The following is a 17,788-nucleotide window of genomic DNA, read 5'->3' on the forward strand; positions in this document are numbered from 1 at the left end:
TCTTGGTGATGCGCATTCTATAGAATTATCAGAACCCGTCAACCCCTTGATTCAAAAAACTTTTATTTCTTTTCAACGGTAGTGCGCAGGTGTGGCCAGGCGGCGCGCAAATACTGGAGCATGGACCACAGGGTCAGGCCGGCGGCGATGAGCAGCAAGGCGTAGCCCAGCAATACCCAGAAGGAGAAGTCCGACGGGTTGGCCAGCAGGATCACCAGCGCAAGCATTTGCGCAGCGGTTTTCCATTTACCCATATTGGAAACTGCAACGTGGGCTCGGGCGCCGATTTCAGCCATCCATTCGCGCAGGGCCGAGACGACGATCTCACGACCGATGATCACCGCAGCCGGCAAGGTCAGCCACAGGTTACCGTGTTCCTGCACCAGCAGGACCAGGGCCACGGCCACCATGAGTTTGTCGGCTACCGGGTCAAGGAATGCGCCAAACGGCGTGCTTTGCTCCAGACGGCGCGCCAGGTAGCCATCAAGCCAGTCGGTTGCAGCCGCAAAAGCGAATACTGAACTGGAGGCCGCGTAGCTCCATTCGTAGGGCAAATAGAACAACAAGATGAAAATAGGGATGAGCAGGACGCGTAGTACGGTGATCAGATTAGGGATATTCATCGGCACAACTGGCTACGAGGTGGAAAGGCATTCTATTCGCTGTGCAGGTTTGCATAAATCAGCTCAGCGAGCTTTTTACTGATACCGGGTGCTTTGGCTATTTCGTCAATGCTGGCACGGGATAGCTCTTGCAAGCCACCAAAATGTTTAAGCAAATCGCGACGCCGCGTCGGGCCAACACCTGCCACCCCTTCCAGGGTTGAGGTTCGCCGGGTTTTGCCACGGCGGGCGCGGTGACCAGTAATGGCGAAACGGTGGGCTTCGTCGCGGATCTGCTGGATCAAATGCAACGCAGGTGAGTCGCCTTTCAAGGTGAACTCATGGGCGGCATCATTCAAGTACAACGTCTCGAAACCGGCTTTACGCGTGGCACCCTTGGCCACGCCGAGCAGGATCAGGTCGGGCACGGCCAGTTCGTTGAGTACGTCACGGGCCATGGACAGCTGGCCCTTGCCGCCGTCCACCAGCAGGATATCGGGCAGCTTGCCCTCCCCGTCTTTCAACTTGCTGAAACGCCGCGTCAACGCCTGGTGCATGGCGGCGTAGTCGTCGCCCGCGGTGACGCCTTCGATGTTATAGCGCCGATAATCCGACTTGATCGGCCCTTCCGGCCCGAACACCACGCAGGACGCCACCGTGGCCTCGCCGCTGGAATGGCTGATGTCATAGCACTCCAGGCGCTGCGGCGGCTCGTCGAGGTTGAGGACTTCGGCCAAAGCGTCGAAACGCGCGGCAACATGTTGCCGATTCGCCAGGCGCGCACCGAGAGCCTGTTCCGCGTTGGTCACCGCCAGTTGCTGCCAGCGCGCACGGGTGCCGCGCACGCGGTGGCTGATGCCCAACTCGCGGCCGCGAAGCTCATGAATCGCCTCGATCAGCGTGGGAAAGTCTTCATGCACCACATTGACGATCAACTCCGACGGCAAGTCGCGCTCGGGGCTGCTGACGTAGTACTGACCAAGGAACGCGGCCATGACTTCGGCCACTTCTTCGTCGATACCGGTCTGCGGGAAGAAGTTCTTGCTGCCCAGCACGCGCCCGCCACGCACGCTGATCAAGTGCACGCAGGCGCCGCCCGGGTTGACGAAGGCAGCAATCACATCGACATCGCCGGTACCGCCTTCCATGCTCTGCTGGTCCTGAACGCGGCGCAGCAGCGAAATCTGGTCGCGCAGTTCGGCAGCACGCTCAAAATCCAGAGTGCCCGCCGCTTGCTCCATGGCGCCGGAGAGTTCATCAGTGAGCGCATTGCTGCGTCCTTCAAGGAACATCACCGAATGGCGCACATCTTCGGCGTACTCCGCCGGCTCAACCAACCCCACGCAAGGCGCCTTGCAGCGCTTGATCTGGTACTGCAGGCAGGGCCGCGTGCGGTTTTTGTAGAAGCTGTCTTCGCACTGGCGCACAAAAAAGGTTTTTTGCAGCAGGCTGAGGCTTTCGCGAATCGCGCCAGCGCTGGGGTACGGTCCGAAATACTTGCCCTTGGCCTTCTTCGCCCCCCGGTGAATGCTCAGGCGCGGGAAACTGCCGTCAGATAAAAACACGTAGGGGTAGGATTTATCGTCACGCAGCAGGATGTTGTAGGGCGGCCGCCATTCCTTGATCAGCGTCTGCTCAAGCAGCAGCGCCTCGGTCTCGTTGGCGGTGATGGTGGTCTCGACCTGCGCGATACGCGCGACCAGGGCCGCGGTTTTCGGCGCCAGGCCGGTCTTGCGAAAGTAGCTCGCCAGGCGGCTTTTCAGGTTTTTGGCTTTGCCGACATAAAGCAGGCGTGCCTCGCTGTCGAACATGCGGTACACGCCGGGGCGGCCACTGCAGGTTGAGAGGAAGGCACTTGGATCAAACGGTGTGGTCATGTCAGGCGCTGGCGTCCACCATGCCGTGGCGCACCGCGAGCAGGGTCAATTCAACATCACTGCTGATGGCAAGCTTCTCGAAAATGCGATAGCGGTAGGTGTTGACGGTCTTGGGTGACAGGCACAGCTTGTCGGAAATCGTCTGGACTTTCTGGCAGCCAACGATCATCAGGGCGATCTGGATTTCCCGCTCCGACAGCGCATCGAATGGCGAATCGCTGGTGGGCTGAAAGGATTTGATGGCCAACTGCTGGGCAATTTGCGGGCTGATGTAACGCTGGCCGGCAAACACCAGGCGAATGGCTTGCACCATTTCAGCCAGGCCTGCGCCCTTGGTCAGGTAACCCGCGGCGCCGGCCTGCAGCAAGCGCGTGGGAAACGGGTCTTCCTCGCACACGGTCACCACCACGACTTTGATGTCCGGGTGGCTGCGCAGCAATTTGGTGGTGGCACCAAGGCCGCCGATCCCGGGCATCTTGACGTCCATCAACACCACATCGGGCTTGAGTTCCCGAGCCTTGATCAGGGATTCCTCCCCCGATTCGGCCTGGCCGACTACTTGCAGGCCATCGATGTCAGCCAGCATTCGTGTAATGCCTGTACGAACGAGATCGTGATCATCGACTACTAGCACCCTAATCAAGCAGACACCTCGCGATATGGTCTTATAGGTTGCTGAACACCTTAGCAAAAAACCAAGGCGCAGACCTAGCTGCAAGCGTCATATATGTAGAGTTTGCGCTCACACGAGCATCCGTCACTCGCCAGAACGCGATTTTGCTGAGCAGACACTCAGCTTTTTGGGAGCGCTAGTTTGGGTTTTACGCTCAGCGCCACCGAGTGCTCTGCCAGGGTAGAGGTCAACCGCCGAATGGCGTCCTGATCCTCCTTGAGCATGGCACGGTAGTTTTCCAGAATCTTTTCTTCGAGGAAGCTCAGGCTTTCCAGCTGGATGGGCGTCGGGGTGCCCGTGAGCACAAACAATATGTCCACACCGCGCTCGGCCACACGTGACAGATAGTCAGCCTTGGGCGCGCGGCCACCACTCTCGTACTTGCCTTGGGCGTTCGCTTCAACGCCACCGATTTCACCAAAATTTTTCTGCGACAGGCCGAGTCGTTCTCTTTCCTGCCGCAAGCGCAAACCAATTCCACTCATTTGGATGTATTATCCTATCTGGCACACCTCAAGAGGTGACACACTCATCTCATTTTGCACAAACTTGAACGGTTTTGAACTATGCCCGGAATCCGTACAGCCGCACAAGCCAAAGCCTGGCTGGAACATCAAGGAAAGTCAGTTCAAGCGTTCGCCCGCGAGCATGGCGTTGATCCCGCGACAACCTATCAAGTGCTCGCTGGGCGTAAAAAGGGACGGCGTGGGGAAGCCCATAAGGTGGCGGTCCTGCTGGGCATGAAAGAAGGGGTGATCCTCGACGAGCCCGAGGCTCGCAACAGCGATTCACACATCGACTCTTGAAGCAGTATGCGCTTATTCATGAGCCGCGCCTGACTCACTCTATCGGCGCGATCCCACACACACGCTCCATGCGCCAGAAGCAATCCTCCTCCCCCACAATACTCAAGCCCTGGCGCTGATACAGCCTTCTCGCGGGATTGGTCTTGAACACGGTCAGCCTTAAAAGGCCCTGCGCTTGCGCCTTCAGCGCCATTTGCTGCAACACCCAACTGCCGGCGCCCTGCCGCCGACAGGTTTCAATCATGTGCAATTCGCGGATGTAGAGCGCCCGGCTGTCGAAGCTCAGGCTGATAAAGCCCATCACGATGGCGTCATTGCAGATCAACCAGTTCTCGCGGCCCCCCCAGCCGACATCAAAGCCATTGTCGGACCACAACAAACCGTACTGCAGGTAGTAGCCGCTCATGGCTTGATAGGTCAGTTCCCGGGCGAACAGACGGTCGTTGTCAGTCGCCGCGCGCAGGTGAAAAGCCATCTCAGAGGGCTACCACATGACCAGCCCAGTGCCCGCCCTCACGATGAGCGATGACCAGCGCATCGCCAACGCCGGGCACGGCAGCAAGCAAACTGCCATCGTTTGCCCAGATTGCACTGCGGCCTGCGCAGTTCCAGCCGCCGGAGGCGCCACCGTGGTTGGCCATCAACACCAGCAAACCATGCTCGGCGGCGTACCCCTGGAGCAACGCACTGTCTGGCGCATAACCGGCTTCGCTGATCAACACGCCTGCGGCGTAGACAGTTGCCCCCGCCTCAGCGGCCTGACGCGGATGACTGGCGTGGGAAAAGTCTGCACACACCGCCAGGGCAATCCGGTCATCCGCCCAGTCGAGTGCCACACCGCCCTGCCCCGCGACAAACGCCACCTCTTCGCCCGGATGAAGGTGTTTCTTGGTGTAAACACCCAATGAGCCGTCTGCCCCCAACACCAATGCGCCGATCAACACACCCGACTCGGGCGCCAGCCGGATCGGCATCCCAACCACCGCCGTCAATCGCAGTTCCCGAGCCATTTCACGAAGCGGTGCCAGCAGCGCATCGTCCGGCGCAATGGCCAGCTCGGCCGCCAACGAAGGCTCATACCCGGTCAACGACAACTCAGGAAATACCAGCAATTGCACACTCTGCTCAGCCGCCGCCTGCATGAACGCCAGGTGCCGCTGGATATTGGCCTGTACGTCGCCAGCGATGGAAATGGTTTGAGCGGCAGCAAGGGTCAAGGCAGTCATGGTCGCGTCCAGGCAATCATTATCAGTGTCCTCTCAGCATATCTCGGCCGATAGACATGGCTAGCCCCCGGCAATAGAAATTACTGATTGAATCCTCCCATGCGCCTCTAGTAAGCTCCCCCCATCATTTGGAGACACACCATGTTGCCACTCACCCACACTCAGGTTTGCCCCGCTGCCAGCGCCCCGCGCTCGGTGTCGGCTGCCCGTGTGAGCGGTTTGAGCGCACTGGTAAGCTTTTATTTTGGGTATTGGTTTAGCCACTGGCGCGCCTGATACCTGAAATCGGCGCCCACTACTCAAGGGGTCGCCTGCCAGAGAAATCTAACCCCCGGTCGGCTCCCCGACCGGGGGTTTTGCTTTTCAGGCCCCACCACTTTTCGAAACACTTAAGGAATCACGACATGAACTACGCCACCTATTACCGCTACGACACTTGCACTGCCTGGCGATTTAGCAAGCTCCGTTCGGGACAGCCTGCCGCCTCCGATCGGTCACCTATTGGTGGCAAGCCAACACACGCAGCCAATACGGCCAATTGTCGAACACCCCAGTAGGGCCGAGCGCGGGAATCGCCCGCCGCTCGCCCAGGAAGCCTTGAATATGAACTCTGCCACCGCCGCTCTGCCTGTTTCGAACCTCAACAGCGCCAATGAAGCCCTGACCCAGCGCCTGCCCAGCTCTCTTGAGCTCAAGCACCAACTGCCTCTGAGCCCGTTCCTCAACGAACAGATCCACGCCCACCGCCAAGCCGTACGCGCCATCCTCAACGGTGAAGACTCCCGTTTACTGGTGATTGTCGGCCCGTGCTCGATCCACGACCCCGAATCGGCTATGGAATACGCGCGCAACCTGAAGAAGCTGGCCCTGGAAGTCAGCGACCAGATGCTGCTGGTGATCCGCGCCTACGTCGAAAAACCGCGCACCACCATCGGCTGGAAAGGCCTGGCCTACGACCCGCACCTGGACGGCAGCGATGACATGGCCGCCGGCCTCACGCTGTCGCGCCAGCTGATGCGTGAAATGCTGCGCCTGGGCCTGCCGGTCGCCACCGAGCTGCTGCAACCCATGGCCGCCGGCTACTTCGACGACCTGCTCAGTTGGGTCGCGATTGGCGCACGCACCACCGAATCGCAGATCCACCGCGAAATGGCCAGCGGCCTGGGCATGCCCGTCGGTTTCAAGAACGGCACCGACGGCGGCGTGGCAATTGCCTGTGACGCGATGCGCTCGGCGTCACACCCACACCGCCACTTCGGTGTCGACAGCCAGGGCCACCCGGCGATCATCCAGACTTCGGGCAACCCCGACACTCACCTGGTACTGCGCGGCGGCCACCGTGGGCCGAACTACGATGCGCATAGCGTTGCGCAGGTGAAGCACGACCTGGCCAAGTCCAAAGTGGCGGCGCGGATTATGGTCGATTGCAGCCACGCCAACAGCGGCAAAGACCCGCTGCGTCAGCCGGCAGTGTTCAACGAGGTGCTGGACCAACGCCTGCAGGGTGATACATCGCTGATCGGCATGATGATTGAAAGCCACCTGTTCGAAGGCTGCCAGCCGCTGAGCCCGTCGATGAAATACGGCGTATCGGTGACCGATGGTTGCCTGGGCTGGGACAGCACCGAGCAGTTGCTGCGCAGAGCGGCCGAGCGGTTGCGCGAGCAACACACCCTCACCGACAGATGAAGATCCAAATGTGGGAGCGGGCTTGCTCGCGAAAGCGGTGGATCAGTCAGAGCATCCGGCACTGAAAGACCGCATTCGCGAGCAAGCCCGCTCCCACATTTGATCAGTGTTCAACTCAGGATAGGGGGTACAGGGCCTCATCGAATTGAGCCAGTTTCGGAAACACCAAAGGCTGCTCATCCGCCAGCCCTTGCAGCCGCTGTTCATACTCCACCAGAAAGCCCTGCCGCGCCTCGGCACTGATATACGGCACATGCCACGCCACAAACGGCGCCAGCACTTCATACCCCACATACGCCAGCGTGCCGCGCAGAATCGGCCGCAACATATCTTCCAGCGGCCCGTGAATCGCGCCCTCACCAAACATATGCTCGCGCCCGCCGAGGGTCACGGTGACCAGCGCCCGTTTGCCGGCCAGGCCGCCCTGATCGTAGAACCGCTTGCCGCCGTAACACACGCCTGAAACCAGCACCCGGTCGATCCAGCCCTTGAGTATCGCCGGTGCCGAAAACCAGAAGATCGGAAAGTTGAGAATCAGCAGGTCGGCCCACAGCACCTTGTCCAACTCAGCCTGGATATCCGCCGCAATCGACTGCTTCTTCACCCCCAGCCGTTGCTCCAGGGCATACACCAGATAATCGGGGTTTTCCCGTACTGAAAAATCCGCCGCCGACGCCACCGGGTTCCACTGCATGGCGTACAGATCACTCACCTGCACTTCATGCCCCTGGGCCTGCAGCGTGGCAACCGCCTTGTCACGCAACGCGGCGGTAAACGACTGCGGCTCAGGATGGGCGTGAACAATCAAAACCTTCATATGAAATCCTCAAACGGTGTGCGCCGCCCGTTGGGCCAGCAAATGGTCGAGCCAGTCCGGGTCCATTTCCGGTTCCGATGAAAACAGCAGGCCGGTGTAGTCCCGATACGGCGGGGTGAAAATCGCACTGCGGCTGCCCTGGTCCACCACCCGCCCGCGCTGCATCACCACCACTTCATCGGCGATGGCGCGCACGGTGGCGACGTCGTGGGTAATAAACAGGTAGGCCACACCCAATTGCTGCTGGATACGGTTAAGCAGTTTCAGCACACCTTCGGCCACCAACTGGTCAAGGGCCGAGGTGACTTCGTCGCAGATGATCAACTGCGGGTCGGCTGCCAAGGCGCGGGCGATGCAGATACGCTGCTTCTGCCCGCCGGACAGTTCGCGCGGCTGGCGCTCCATGAACACTGCCGGGTCCAACTCGATCATCTCCAGCAACTCGGCCACCCGCGCACGCATGGCCTTACCCTTGAGGCCCAGGTAAAACGTCAGCGGCCGGCCGATGATGTCGACGATGCGCTGACGCGGGTTCAGTGCCGTATCGGGAACCTGGTAGATCATCTGGATGCGCCGTAATTGCTCCTTGCTGCGCCGCCGAAAATCCACCGGCAGCGCCTCGCCGTCATACAACACCTGCCCCGCCGTGGCCGGCAGCAGCCCGGTGATCAGGCGCGCGGTCGAGCTTTTGCCGCTGCCGGATTCGCCGATCACCGCCAGGGTCTGGCCGCGATACAGCTTCATCGACACGTCATGCAATACCGGCTGGTGCCCATAGCTGGCACTCACCTGGCGTACCTCCAGCAACGGCACTTCCTGCACCGGGCACGCCTTGGGCTCGGTGCGAAAACTGCGCACTGCCCAGAGGGATTTGGTGTAGTCCTGCTGCGGCTGGCTGAGCATGCTGCGGGTGTCGGCCTCCTCTACCAGCTTGCCGTGGCGCAGCACCATGATGCGGTCGGCCATCTGCGCGACCACCGCCAGGTCGTGGCTGATATATAGCGCGGCACTGCCGAAGGTTTTTACTGCATCACGAATCGCCGCCAGCACTTCGATCTGGGTCGTCACATCGAGCGCCGTGGTGGGCTCATCGAAAATGATCAGGTCCGGATGACAGGCCATCGCCATCGCCGTCATCACCCGCTGCAATTGCCCGCCGGAGACTTGATGGGGATAGCGCTGGCCGATGGTTTCCGGGTTCGGCAAACGCAACACGCGGTACAACTCCACCGCCTCGCGCTCGGCCTCGGCGCGGCTGATGCCGCCGTTGATCACCGCGGTTTCCACATGCTGGTCGATCAGACGATGCGCCGGGTTGAAGGAGGCCGCCGCGCTTTGCGCCACATAGGCGATGCGCAGGCCGCGTAATTTGCGCAGCGTCTCGGGCTTGGCTTGCAGCAACTGGATGCCGTCAAAACACACCGCCCCCCCGGTGATGCGGCAACCGTCCCGCGCGTAGCCCATGGCCGCCAGCCCAAGGGTGGATTTGCCCGCGCCGGACTCGCCGATCAACCCCAGCACTTCGCCACGCTGCAAGGTCAGGTCGATGCCCTTGATCAGCGGATGCCAGGCCTCTTCGTAATGCCCTTCGATCTGCAGGTTGCGGATTTCCAGCAATGGCGTGCCCATCCTCAACACTCCTTCAGGCCGCTGGATGTATGCAGCATCCAGTCGACGACAAAATTCACGCTGACGGTGATCAGCGCCACCGCCAATGCCGGCAGCAACGGGCTGATATCGCCGAAGGTGATCAACACCGCGTTATCGCGCACCATGCTGCCCCAGTCGGCAGTGGGTGGTTGAATGCCCAGGCCGAGGAACGACAGCGCGCTGATAAACAGAAACACGAAACAAAACCGCAGGCCGAATTCGGCAATCAACGGCGCGGCGGCATTGGGCACCACTTCGCGGGTGACCAGCCACCACAGGCCTTCACCGCGCAGGCGTGCGACCTCGACGAAATCCTGCACCACCACGGTCATCGCCACGGCGCGGGCCAGGCGGAACACCCGGGTCGAATCCAGCAGGGCAATCACCAGCACCAGCGACGTCGCGTTGGTGCCCACCACGCTGAGGATCAGCAGGGCAAAAATCAGCTGCGGAATTGCCATCAACACATCCACTACCCGCGACAGGCCCTGATCGATCCAGCCGCCCTTGATCGCCGCCACCAGACCACTCAAACCGCCCAGCACAAACGCCAGGGTGGTGGTCAAAAAGGCAATGCCCAACGTGTTGCGCGCGCCGTAGACCAAACGGCTGAACATATCGCGGCCCAGGTTATCGGTGCCCAGCAGGAACTGCCCGCTCCACGGCGCGAAGCCCTCGCCCACCACTTGGGTTTCGCCATAGGGCGCCAGCAACGGCGCAAACAGTGCCACGGCGATGTACAACAGAATAATCAGCAGGCCGAACCTGGCGCTCAACGGCGCCTTGGCCAAGTGGGTCAACAGGCTCATGGGCTACCCCTTCGGATGCATCAGGCGTGGGTTGCTGGCGATGGACAGCACGTCCGCGCCGGTGTTGAGCAGGATGTAGGTGGCGGCAAACACCAGGCTGCACGCCTGTACCACCGGGATGTCACGTTTGGACACCGAGTCCACCAGCAGTTGGCCGAGGCCCGGGTAGACGAACACCACCTCGACCACCACCACGCCGACCACCAGGTACGCCAGGTTCAGCGCGACCACATTGACGATCGGCGCCAAGGCATTGGGCAGCGCGTGGCGCCAGATAATCCGCGACTGGCTGATGCCCTTGAGCCGCGCCATTTCGATATACGGGCTAGCCAGCAGGTTGATCAGGGACGCGCGGGTCATGCGCATCATCTGCGCGATCACCACCAGGCTCAGGGTCGCCACCGGTAATACCGAACGCTCCAGGATCGTGCCGAATGACGCATCCGGCGCCAGGTTGGACAAACTGGGAAACCACGCGAGCTTCACCGAGAACAGCAAAATCAGCAGGTAAGCGACAAAGAACTCCGGGAACGACACCGCGCTCAGTGCCGAAGTATTAAGCAGGCGGTCGAACCCGCTATTGCGGTATAGCGCCGCCAGCATGCCCAACACCAAAGCGGTCGGCACCGACACCAGCGCGGCCAATGCCGCCAGGCGCAGCGTGTTGCCCAAACGCGCGCCGATCAGGTCGGCGATAGGCCGCTGGTTGGCCAGCGACACGCCCAAGTCACCGTGCAACAGGCGCAGCAGCCATTGTGCAAAGCGCGTGAACGGCGGCAAATCCAGCCCCAACTGCGTGCGAAACGCCGCCACGGTTTGCGGCGTGGCGGACTGGCCGAGCATGGCCTGGGCGATATCGCCGGGCAGCATGCCCACCGCGAGGAAGATGATCACCGAGACGGCGAACAGTGAGAGCAGGCCGAGGGCGAGGCGTTGCAGGACCAGTTTGAGTAAGCCATTCATAGAGACACCTTCGAGAAGCCATCACAGATTACCTGTGGGAGCGGGCTTGCTCGCGAATGCGGAGGGTCAGCTACACATGTGCCGACTGACATTTCGCATTCGCGAGCAAGCCCGCTCCCACATTTTTTGATCTTCATCGCCAGGGAGGCCTCTATGCCTGCCACCACCGCTCAATCAATCTCAACCCATCAAGCTCGCCATAGGGCGCGGTCAGAGGCCCATGGGCCACGCGGTTCGAGCGCGCTGCCACCGAGCTGGCAAACAGCGGCACAATCGCGCCGCCGTCATCGCGGCACAGCGCCTGCATTTCGTTGTACATCTCCTGGCGCAAGGGTGCATTCATCTCGCCACGGGCAGCGGTCAGCAGTTGATTGAAACGCGCATTGTCCCAATGGGTTTCGTTCCAGGCCGCGCCTTTGGCGTAGCCGATGCTGAACATGCGGTCGGCGGTCAGGCTGCTGTACCAGAATGAGGTGGTGAACGGCTGCTTCATCCACACATTGGAGAAGAAACCGTCGGCGGGCTCGCGCACCACGTCGATGTCGATACCGGCCTGGCGCGCCTGTTCCTTGAACAACACCGACGCATCCACCGCACCGGTGTAGGCGGCATCGGACGCTTGCAAGCGCACCTTAAGCGTCTCCACGCCGGCCTTGCGCAGGTAGAAGCGCGACTTGTCCGGGTCGTAAGCGCGTTGCTCCAGGGCCGCGTTGATAAAACGGCTGCCGGGCTGGATCGGGTGGTCATTGCCCACCAGGCCATAGCCGTACAGCACCGACGCCAGCAGGGTTTCGCGGTTGATCGCGTGTTTCATCGCCATGCGAATGTCGTTGTTCTTGAATTCGTTGCTGTCGCACAGCATCGGGAAGGTGTAGTGCTGGGCGCCTTTGGTCTCCTCAATCACAAGGCCCGGGTTGCGTTTGAGCAGGGCCACGGTTTTCAGGTCGACCTTGTTGATCACGTCCACTTGCCCGGTCACCAGCGCGTTGACCCGTGCGGCGCCGTCGGCAATCGCGAGTAACTCCGCGCTGGCGAAATGCGCCCTGCCCGGCTTCCAGTAATCGGGGTTGCGCTCCAGGTCCATGCGCACGCCAGGCTCGAAGCCTTTCAGGCGATAGCCGCTGGTGCCCACGCCGGCCTGCCAATCGGCGGCGCCGTCCTTGGCGGGCATGATGACCAAGTGGTAGTCGGCGACCACGTAAGCGAAGTCGGCATTGCCCGAATGCAGTTCAAACACCACCGCATCGTTGCCCTTGGCGCTGACGCTGGCGACATCCCCCAGGACGGTCTTGGCCGCCGAAGTGGAGTCTTTGCTCAGGTGATGGTTGATCGACACCACCACATCTTCAGCGCTGAGGCTTTTGCCGTTATGAAAGGTCACCCCCGGGCGCAAGTAGAAGGTCCACACACGTGCATCCGGGGTGGACTCAAAGCGTTCAGCCAGTTCGGGAATCGCGCTGCCATCAACCGCAATTTCCGTCAGCGTGTTGTACACCGCCGAAAAGCCGACAAAGGTGAAGGTGTCGACCCAGGAACCGGGGTCACGCGAATCGGTGGTGCTGCCCCCGGCCAGGCCCAGGCGCAGCACGCCGCCGGCTTTGGGTGTGGCGTCTTCGGCGAAGGCGTGCAACGGCAAGCCCATGGAAAACGCGGCCGCCACCGCAGCGGCCACGGTGCTGTGTTTGAGGAAGTCCCGTCGGTGCATCGCTTGAGTCATTTTGTTGTTGTTTTCGCTCATGGTCTTGCTCCTCTAAAGGTCAACAGGCACAGGCATGTTTCAACTCGATCAAGGTCACGCCATTGCGTTTGAAACCGTTGCGCAAGTCCATCTGCAATTCGTCCAGGTTCCTCGGCTGGTTCACCGTGCAGCCGAATGCTTGGGCGAACAGCGCGAAATCCGGGTTGCGCGGCAGCACGCCGATGGGCTCGATATCCTGGTTGAGCATGTCGTCGCGGATCTGCCCGAGGGCGTCGTTGTTCCACAGCAGCACCACCAATGGGCTGTGCAGTTCTTCCACGGCGGTCGCCAGTTCCTGGGCGGTGTAAAGAAAACCGCCATCGCCCACCAGCACCAACCCCGGCCGCTGCGGTGCGCCGAACTTGGCGCCGATGCCGGCTGGCAAGCCATAGCCCAACGTGCCGTAACCGGTAGGGTGTAACCAGCTGCGCGGCGCGCGGCTCTGGTAGGCGTAGTTGCCGGTGTAGGCGAGTTGGGTCATGTCGCTGCTGATGAAGGCGTCGCTGGGCAGCTCGGCTTCGATGCGGTCGAAAATGGCCTGGTGGATGGCCTGCAACGGGCCGTGGCCCAGCTCAACAGCCTGCAGCAATGCCGCGACTTTTTCACGGGCTGCCTGCGGGTTGCGCGGCGTAGTCGGCAAGTGCTCGAGCAAAGCCAACAGCGTCTGGTTGGCATCGCCGCGCAGCGCCACGGCGCAGGGGTAGAAATCATTGAATTTGCGCGGGTCGATATCCACCCGCAACAGCTCGCCGGTGATGGGCAAACGCTCGCGCCAATAATCGGTGTCGGCCATTTCGGTGCCGACGGCCAGCACCACATCCGCCTCGCTGATCAGTTGCCAACCGGGTTCCACGCACAGGGTGGAGCCGGCGTTCAGCGGGTCGTTGATCGGCAGCAAGCCCTTGCCCGCCACGCTGGTGAAAAACGGCGCGGCCAACAACGTGCTCAAACGCTGCAATGCCTCGCCGGCGTCAAGCGCGCCACCGCCGGCGATGATCATCGGGCGCTTGGCAGCCGCAAGCCTGGCAACGGCCTGTTCCAGCGCCTCGGCCGACGGCAGGCCACGCCCCGGACGGCGCACCACCTCGCGGCTCCAGTCTCTTTTGACCGGCGCGGCCAGCACATCCAGCGGCACTGAGATGTGCACGGGGCGTGGCCGCTCGCTGTCGAACACCGCATAGGCGCGTGCGACCAACTCAGGCAAATCCTCGGCGCTGGAAGCCACCGCTGAAAACGCGGTGATCGGCGCCGTGATCGCGCGCTGGTCCTGGGTCTCATGCAGAATGCCCCAGCCCTTGCCGAGGCTGGCGGTGCTGTTGACACTGGAGATCACCAGCATCGCAATGGAGTCGGCATACGCCTGGCCGATAGCCGTGGCGGCATTGGTCACGCCGGGACCGGTGATCACAAAACACACACCCGGTTTGCCGCTGACCCGCGCGTAACCGTCGGCCATGAAGCCTGCGCCCTGTTCGTGGCGCGTGAGCACATGGCGAATGCCGCTGCCGGGCAGGCCGCGATACAGCTCCAGGGTATGCACACCGGGAATACCAAAGACCGTGTCGACGCCATAGTTGGCGAGCAAACGCACCAGGGCCTGGCCGCCGGTCAAGGTTTTATCGTGCATGGTTTTCTCCTAGACGAATCAATGCATCCACCGCCGTGGCCCCCTGGGCATTGACCAACAACGGGTTCACATCCAGCTCCAGCAACTGCCCGGCGTTGGCGCAGGCGTAGTCGGCCACTGCGCGGATCGCCGCGACCAGCGCGTCCATGTCCGCCACCTCACGCCCACGAAACCCTTGCAGCAACGCAGCGCTGCGCAAGCTGAGCAAGGCGTGGCGAATGGCATCGTCGGTGGTCGGCAACAGCAGGCTGCGGCTGTCTTTGAGCAATTCCACCCAGATGCCACCGGCGCCGATGACCAGCGCCAGGCCGAAGTCATTTTCGCGTTTGATGCCGACAATCAGCTCGGCCAGCGGTGGTGTGGCCATGGATTCGAGCAGCAATTGGTCGAAGAGCACGCCCGGCGCATAAGCAGCGATTTGCCCGCGCATCTGCTCAAGGGCAGCGGTCAGCGCGAAACCGTCTTGCAGGTTGAGCGCCACGGCACCGGCTTCGGTTTTGTGCGGCAGGTCAGCGCTGACGGCCTTGAGTACCAAGGGGTAGCCCAACCGCTGCGCATCCGCGATGGCCCGCCCGGGGGTACTGAGCACGGCGGCCGGCGTGTTCAGGCCGAAGGCACGCAGTGCCTGCTTGGACGCCCATTCATCCAGTGCCAGGCCCTGCCCTTCCAGGCTTTTCGGGCACAGCGGTTCGATCCTCGACTCGCCCCGCGCCAGCAGCACGCGCCGGTTGTTTTGATAGTCGGCAATTCGGCCCCAGGCGGTGAGCGCATCTTCCACACCTTGCAGTGCGGCAATGCCTTGACTGTGCAAGCGTTCACGGGCGTGCGGCGGCAGCAACTCAGGGAAAGCCGAGGTGACGAAACCGGTCTTGCCATGGCGGCTGAGCGCCGTGCAAAACAGCTCAAGCAACAGGTCGCACTCCGTGCGCTCGCCAGTAAATGGCGCGGGGTAATCCAGCACCAGCATGGCGGCATCGGCGTCGGTGCGCAGGGCCGTGTCGAGCATGGCATTCAGGGCTTCGCGGTTGCCCCAGATGGCGGTGGTGAAGTCGAGCGGGTTGACCAGGTTGGCATAGCTCGGCAGTACCTGGGCGAGTTCACCACGCTGGTCTTCGTCGAGCTTGGGCAGGGCCAAGTGATTGCGTTCGGCGTAGTCGGCGATCAGCCCGGCATCGCCGCCGGAACAGGCCAGTGCGATCAGGCTGTTGCCTTTGGGCAGGTTGCCGCACGCGGCGGCCTTGAGGGTTTCGACAAAGCTCACCGGCCCGCTGACGCGGATCACCCCCAGCCGCGCAAACAGGCTGTCATACAGCGCATCGGAGCCGGACAGCGAGCTGGTATGGCTCAGCGCAAGCTCGGCGCCAATCTGCGACACCCCGGTTTTCAACGCGATGATCGGGATGCCCTTCTCCAGCGCCTTGTGCGCCGCACGGGCAAACCCCGGCACATTCTTCAAGCCTTCCAGGTGCAGGCCGATGGCGGTGACGCGCGGCTCATCGAGCAACACGTCCATCAACTCGGCCACGCCCAGTTGCGCCTGGTTGCCGACCGAGGCCATATAGGCCACCGGCAACGAGCGGTCGCTCATCGACAGGTTGTAGGCAAAGTTGCCGCTCTGGGTCAGCACGGCGACGCCCTTCTCCACCGCCTTGCCGCCATGGGCCACCGGCCACAGCGCCGCGCTGTGCAGGTAGTCGAGCAGGCCGTAGCAATTGGGGCCGAGCAGCGCCATGTCACCTGCGGCGCTCAACAGTTGCTGTTGCAAGGCGGCGCCGCCGGCACCGGTCTCGGCAAACCCCGAGGCGTAGCAAATGGCGCCACCGGTGCCGATGGCGGCCAATTCGGCCACGCAGGTCAAGGTCAGCTCGCGGTTGGTGGCGATAAACACCGCGTCCGGGCCGCACGGCAGGTCGGCGATGCGGCGCACGCAGGGAATGCCGTCGAGGCTGTCGTGCTGCGGGTTAACCAGCCACATCGGCCCGTCAAAACCGCCGTCGGCACAGCGTTTGAGTGCGCGGGCCATGCTGCGCCCGCCCACGAATGCCAGGTGCCGGGGCGCCAGCAGGCGCTTGAGGTTGTCGCGAGTAGCCTGGGACATAAGCGTTCCTCGCGCGGTCAGCGCAACAGTGGCCGCAACAGTTCACGGGCGATGATATGGCGCTGGATTTCCGAGGTGCCTTCCCAGATCCGCTCGATCCGTGCGTTGCGCCAGATGCGCTCCACCGGCCCTTCATCCATCAGGCCCATGCCGCCGAAAATCTGCACGGCTTCGTCGGCGACCTTGCCCAGGGTTTCGCTGGCGAACAGTTTGGCCATACCGGCCTCACCGTCGGTCATGTTGCCCTGGTCCATTTTCCAGGCGGTGTGCAGGGTCAGCAGTTCGGCGGCGCGAATCTGCGTGGCCATGTCGGCCAGCTTGAAGCTCACCCCTTGATAGGTGCCGATAGGCTGGCCGAACTGCTTGCGGTCCGCCGCCCATTGCAGCGACACATCCAACGCGCGCTGGGCCTGGCCGACACAGTTGGCGGCGACCATCACGCGGCCGGCGGTGAGCCACGCGTTGGCAACCTCCCAGCCCTTGCCGACTTCGCCAAGCACTTTGGATGCGGGCACGCGACAGTCGTCGAAGAACATTTCATAGGTGTGATAGCCGCGGTTGCTCACGCATTTCGGTCCTCGGCGGATGGTCATGCCCGGAGTGCCGCGATCCACCAAAAACGAGGTCACCGCATTGCGTTTGCGGCCGTTGTGTTCGTAGGTGTCAGTGACCGCAAACACGATGGCGAAATCGGCGTGCCCGGCGTGGCTGATAAAGTGCTTGCTGCCATTGATCACGAAGTCATCACCGCTGCGCACAGCGCGGGTCTTGATCGCGTTGGCGTCGGAGCCGGCACCGGGTTCGGTCAGGGCGAAACAGTCAATTTTCCGGCCCTGAATGCAGGGCAACAGGTAGTCCTCAACCTGCGCGCCGGTGCAGGCCATCAGGATCTTTGAGGGCCGCGCGACAAACACGTGCAACGCCCACGAAACCTTCGACAACTCCCGTTCGATCAATGCCTGGGACACATAATCCAGCCCGCCACCGCCCACTTCCTCGGGCATGTTGAACGCGTAGAAACCGGCAGCAATCGCCTTGTCGCGAATCTGCGCAGCCAGCTGCGGCGAGACCTCATCGGCACGGTCCACGGTTTCTTCGTGTGGCAACAATTCCTTGGCAACAAAACTGCGAACCGCGTCCACCAACATGTCTTGTTCTTGGCTGAGCTGGAAGTTCATGGCGTTACCCGTCGTCTGTAAAAGAGGGTGTGGTG

At 62.0% G+C, this 17,788-nt stretch carries 16 protein-coding genes; 2 read left to right on the forward strand and 14 right to left on the reverse strand.

Annotation, left to right across the window (positions count from 1 at the left end; genetic code table 11):
• Window positions 1-62: 62 nt before the first annotated feature.
• From pgsA to AB4P94_RS25870, 4 genes are all read right to left on the reverse strand, one after another.
• A complete protein-coding gene (pgsA, locus tag AB4P94_RS25855) occupies window positions 63-623 on the reverse strand; it encodes a CDP-diacylglycerol--glycerol-3-phosphate 3-phosphatidyltransferase (RefSeq protein ID WP_016968866.1) in 561 nt (186 codons plus the stop codon).
• 32 nt (window positions 624-655) lie between these two features.
• Entirely contained in the window at window positions 656-2,479 is a 1,824-nt protein-coding gene (gene uvrC / locus AB4P94_RS25860) for an excinuclease ABC subunit UvrC (RefSeq protein WP_395608125.1), read from the reverse strand.
• A 1-nt stretch (window position 2,480) separates the two neighbouring features.
• Complete coding sequence (uvrY, locus tag AB4P94_RS25865) at window positions 2,481-3,122, reverse strand: UvrY/SirA/GacA family response regulator transcription factor (protein ID WP_003190387.1); 642 nt, start codon at window positions 3,120-3,122, stop codon at window positions 2,481-2,483.
• Between the two features lie 149 nt (window positions 3,123-3,271).
• Entirely contained in the window at window positions 3,272-3,637 is a 366-nt protein-coding gene (locus AB4P94_RS25870; RefSeq protein ID WP_395608126.1) for a helix-turn-helix domain-containing protein, read from the reverse strand.
• An 81-nt stretch (window positions 3,638-3,718) separates the two neighbouring features.
• Here AB4P94_RS25870 and AB4P94_RS25875 point away from each other — a divergent pair, with 81 nt between their 5' ends.
• Entirely contained in the window at window positions 3,719-3,958 is a 240-nt protein-coding gene (locus AB4P94_RS25875; RefSeq protein ID WP_395608127.1) for a DNA-binding protein, read from the forward strand.
• A gap of 34 nt (window positions 3,959-3,992) precedes the next feature.
• Here AB4P94_RS25875 and AB4P94_RS25880 read toward each other — a convergent pair whose 3' ends face one another.
• Together AB4P94_RS25880 and AB4P94_RS25885 are read right to left on the reverse strand one after the other, a co-directional pair.
• A complete protein-coding gene (locus tag AB4P94_RS25880) occupies window positions 3,993-4,433 on the reverse strand; it encodes a GNAT family N-acetyltransferase (RefSeq protein WP_395608128.1) in 441 nt (146 codons plus the stop codon).
• Window position 4,434: 1 nt separating this feature from the next.
• Window positions 4,435-5,184, reverse strand: coding sequence for a carbon-nitrogen hydrolase family protein (locus AB4P94_RS25885; RefSeq protein WP_395608129.1), 750 nt, complete (start codon window positions 5,182-5,184; stop codon window positions 4,435-4,437).
• 603 nt (window positions 5,185-5,787) lie between these two features.
• On the opposite strand from AB4P94_RS25885, the gene AB4P94_RS25890 reads away from it, so the two are divergent.
• Window positions 5,788-6,873, forward strand: a complete 1,086-nt coding sequence (locus tag AB4P94_RS25890) for a 3-deoxy-7-phosphoheptulonate synthase (RefSeq protein ID WP_395608130.1) — start codon at window positions 5,788-5,790, stop codon at window positions 6,871-6,873.
• Between the two features lie 115 nt (window positions 6,874-6,988).
• On the opposite strand, the gene AB4P94_RS25895 is transcribed toward AB4P94_RS25890, so the two are convergent.
• From AB4P94_RS25895 to AB4P94_RS25930, 8 genes are all read right to left on the reverse strand, one after another.
• Window positions 6,989-7,690 (reverse strand): NAD(P)H-dependent oxidoreductase, encoded by a 702-nt coding sequence (locus tag AB4P94_RS25895; protein WP_395608131.1) that lies wholly within the window; start codon window positions 7,688-7,690, stop codon window positions 6,989-6,991.
• Window positions 7,691-7,699: 9 nt separating this feature from the next.
• Complete coding sequence (locus tag AB4P94_RS25900; protein WP_395608132.1) at window positions 7,700-9,319, reverse strand: ABC transporter ATP-binding protein; 1,620 nt, start codon at window positions 9,317-9,319, stop codon at window positions 7,700-7,702.
• Between the two features lie 2 nt (window positions 9,320-9,321).
• The gene (locus AB4P94_RS25905) at window positions 9,322-10,149 is read right to left on the reverse strand and encodes an ABC transporter permease (protein WP_395608133.1); all 828 of its coding nucleotides are present in this window, start codon (window positions 10,147-10,149) and stop codon (window positions 9,322-9,324) included.
• Window positions 10,150-10,152: 3 nt separating this feature from the next.
• Window positions 10,153-11,112 (reverse strand): ABC transporter permease, encoded by a 960-nt coding sequence (locus AB4P94_RS25910; protein ID WP_395608134.1) that lies wholly within the window; start codon window positions 11,110-11,112, stop codon window positions 10,153-10,155.
• 151 nt (window positions 11,113-11,263) lie between these two features.
• Window positions 11,264-12,850, reverse strand: a complete 1,587-nt coding sequence (locus AB4P94_RS25915) for an ABC transporter substrate-binding protein (protein WP_395608135.1) — start codon at window positions 12,848-12,850, stop codon at window positions 11,264-11,266.
• Window positions 12,851-12,869: 19 nt separating this feature from the next.
• A complete protein-coding gene (locus AB4P94_RS25920; RefSeq protein ID WP_395608136.1) occupies window positions 12,870-14,477 on the reverse strand; it encodes a 5-guanidino-2-oxopentanoate decarboxylase in 1,608 nt (535 codons plus the stop codon).
• Window positions 14,467-16,575 carry an acetate--CoA ligase family protein gene (locus AB4P94_RS25925; protein ID WP_395608137.1) on the reverse strand — a complete coding sequence of 703 codons (2,109 nt, stop codon included), beginning with the start codon at window positions 16,573-16,575 and terminating at the stop codon, window positions 14,467-14,469. The genes AB4P94_RS25920 and AB4P94_RS25925 overlap by 11 nt, the downstream gene beginning before the upstream one ends.
• Before the next feature lie 17 nt (window positions 16,576-16,592).
• The gene (locus AB4P94_RS25930; protein WP_395608138.1) at window positions 16,593-17,753 is read right to left on the reverse strand and encodes an acyl-CoA dehydrogenase family protein; all 1,161 of its coding nucleotides are present in this window, start codon (window positions 17,751-17,753) and stop codon (window positions 16,593-16,595) included.
• Between the last annotated feature and the right edge of the window lie 35 nt (window positions 17,754-17,788).

The sequence above is a fragment of the Pseudomonas sp. B22129 genome (assembly GCF_044218875.1).
GTDB lineage: Bacteria > Pseudomonadota > Gammaproteobacteria > Pseudomonadales > Pseudomonadaceae > Aquipseudomonas.

What these genes read in the sequence shown, in the direction of transcription:
- pgsA (WP_016968866.1), bottom strand. Translation starts at nt 623, where the DNA reads ATGAATATCCCTAATCTGATCACCGTACTACGCGTCCTGCTCATCCCT.
- uvrC (WP_395608125.1), bottom strand. Translation starts at nt 2,479, where the DNA reads ATGACCACACCGTTTGATCCAAGTGCCTTCCTCTCAACCTGCAGTGGC.
- AB4P94_RS25870 (WP_395608126.1), bottom strand. Translation starts at nt 3,637, where the DNA reads ATGAGTGGAATTGGTTTGCGCTTGCGGCAGGAAAGAGAACGACTCGGC.
- AB4P94_RS25875 (WP_395608127.1), top strand. Translation starts at nt 3,719, where the DNA reads ATGCCCGGAATCCGTACAGCCGCACAAGCCAAAGCCTGGCTGGAACAT.
- AB4P94_RS25880 (WP_395608128.1), bottom strand. Translation starts at nt 4,433, where the DNA reads ATGGCTTTTCACCTGCGCGCGGCGACTGACAACGACCGTCTGTTCGCC.
- AB4P94_RS25885 (WP_395608129.1), bottom strand. Translation starts at nt 5,184, where the DNA reads ATGACTGCCTTGACCCTTGCTGCCGCTCAAACCATTTCCATCGCTGGC.
- AB4P94_RS25890 (WP_395608130.1), top strand. Translation starts at nt 5,788, where the DNA reads ATGAACTCTGCCACCGCCGCTCTGCCTGTTTCGAACCTCAACAGCGCC.
- AB4P94_RS25895 (WP_395608131.1), bottom strand. Translation starts at nt 7,690, where the DNA reads ATGAAGGTTTTGATTGTTCACGCCCATCCTGAGCCGCAGTCGTTTACC.
- AB4P94_RS25900 (WP_395608132.1), bottom strand. Translation starts at nt 9,319, where the DNA reads ATGGGCACGCCATTGCTGGAAATCCGCAACCTGCAGATCGAAGGGCAT.
- AB4P94_RS25905 (WP_395608133.1), bottom strand. Translation starts at nt 10,149, where the DNA reads ATGAGCCTGTTGACCCACTTGGCCAAGGCGCCGTTGAGCGCCAGGTTC.
- AB4P94_RS25910 (WP_395608134.1), bottom strand. Translation starts at nt 11,112, where the DNA reads ATGAATGGCTTACTCAAACTGGTCCTGCAACGCCTCGCCCTCGGCCTG.
- AB4P94_RS25915 (WP_395608135.1), bottom strand. Translation starts at nt 12,850, where the DNA reads ATGAGCGAAAACAACAACAAAATGACTCAAGCGATGCACCGACGGGAC.
- AB4P94_RS25920 (WP_395608136.1), bottom strand. Translation starts at nt 14,477, where the DNA reads ATGCACGATAAAACCTTGACCGGCGGCCAGGCCCTGGTGCGTTTGCTC.
- AB4P94_RS25925 (WP_395608137.1), bottom strand. Translation starts at nt 16,575, where the DNA reads ATGTCCCAGGCTACTCGCGACAACCTCAAGCGCCTGCTGGCGCCCCGG.
- AB4P94_RS25930 (WP_395608138.1), bottom strand. Translation starts at nt 17,753, where the DNA reads ATGAACTTCCAGCTCAGCCAAGAACAAGACATGTTGGTGGACGCGGTT.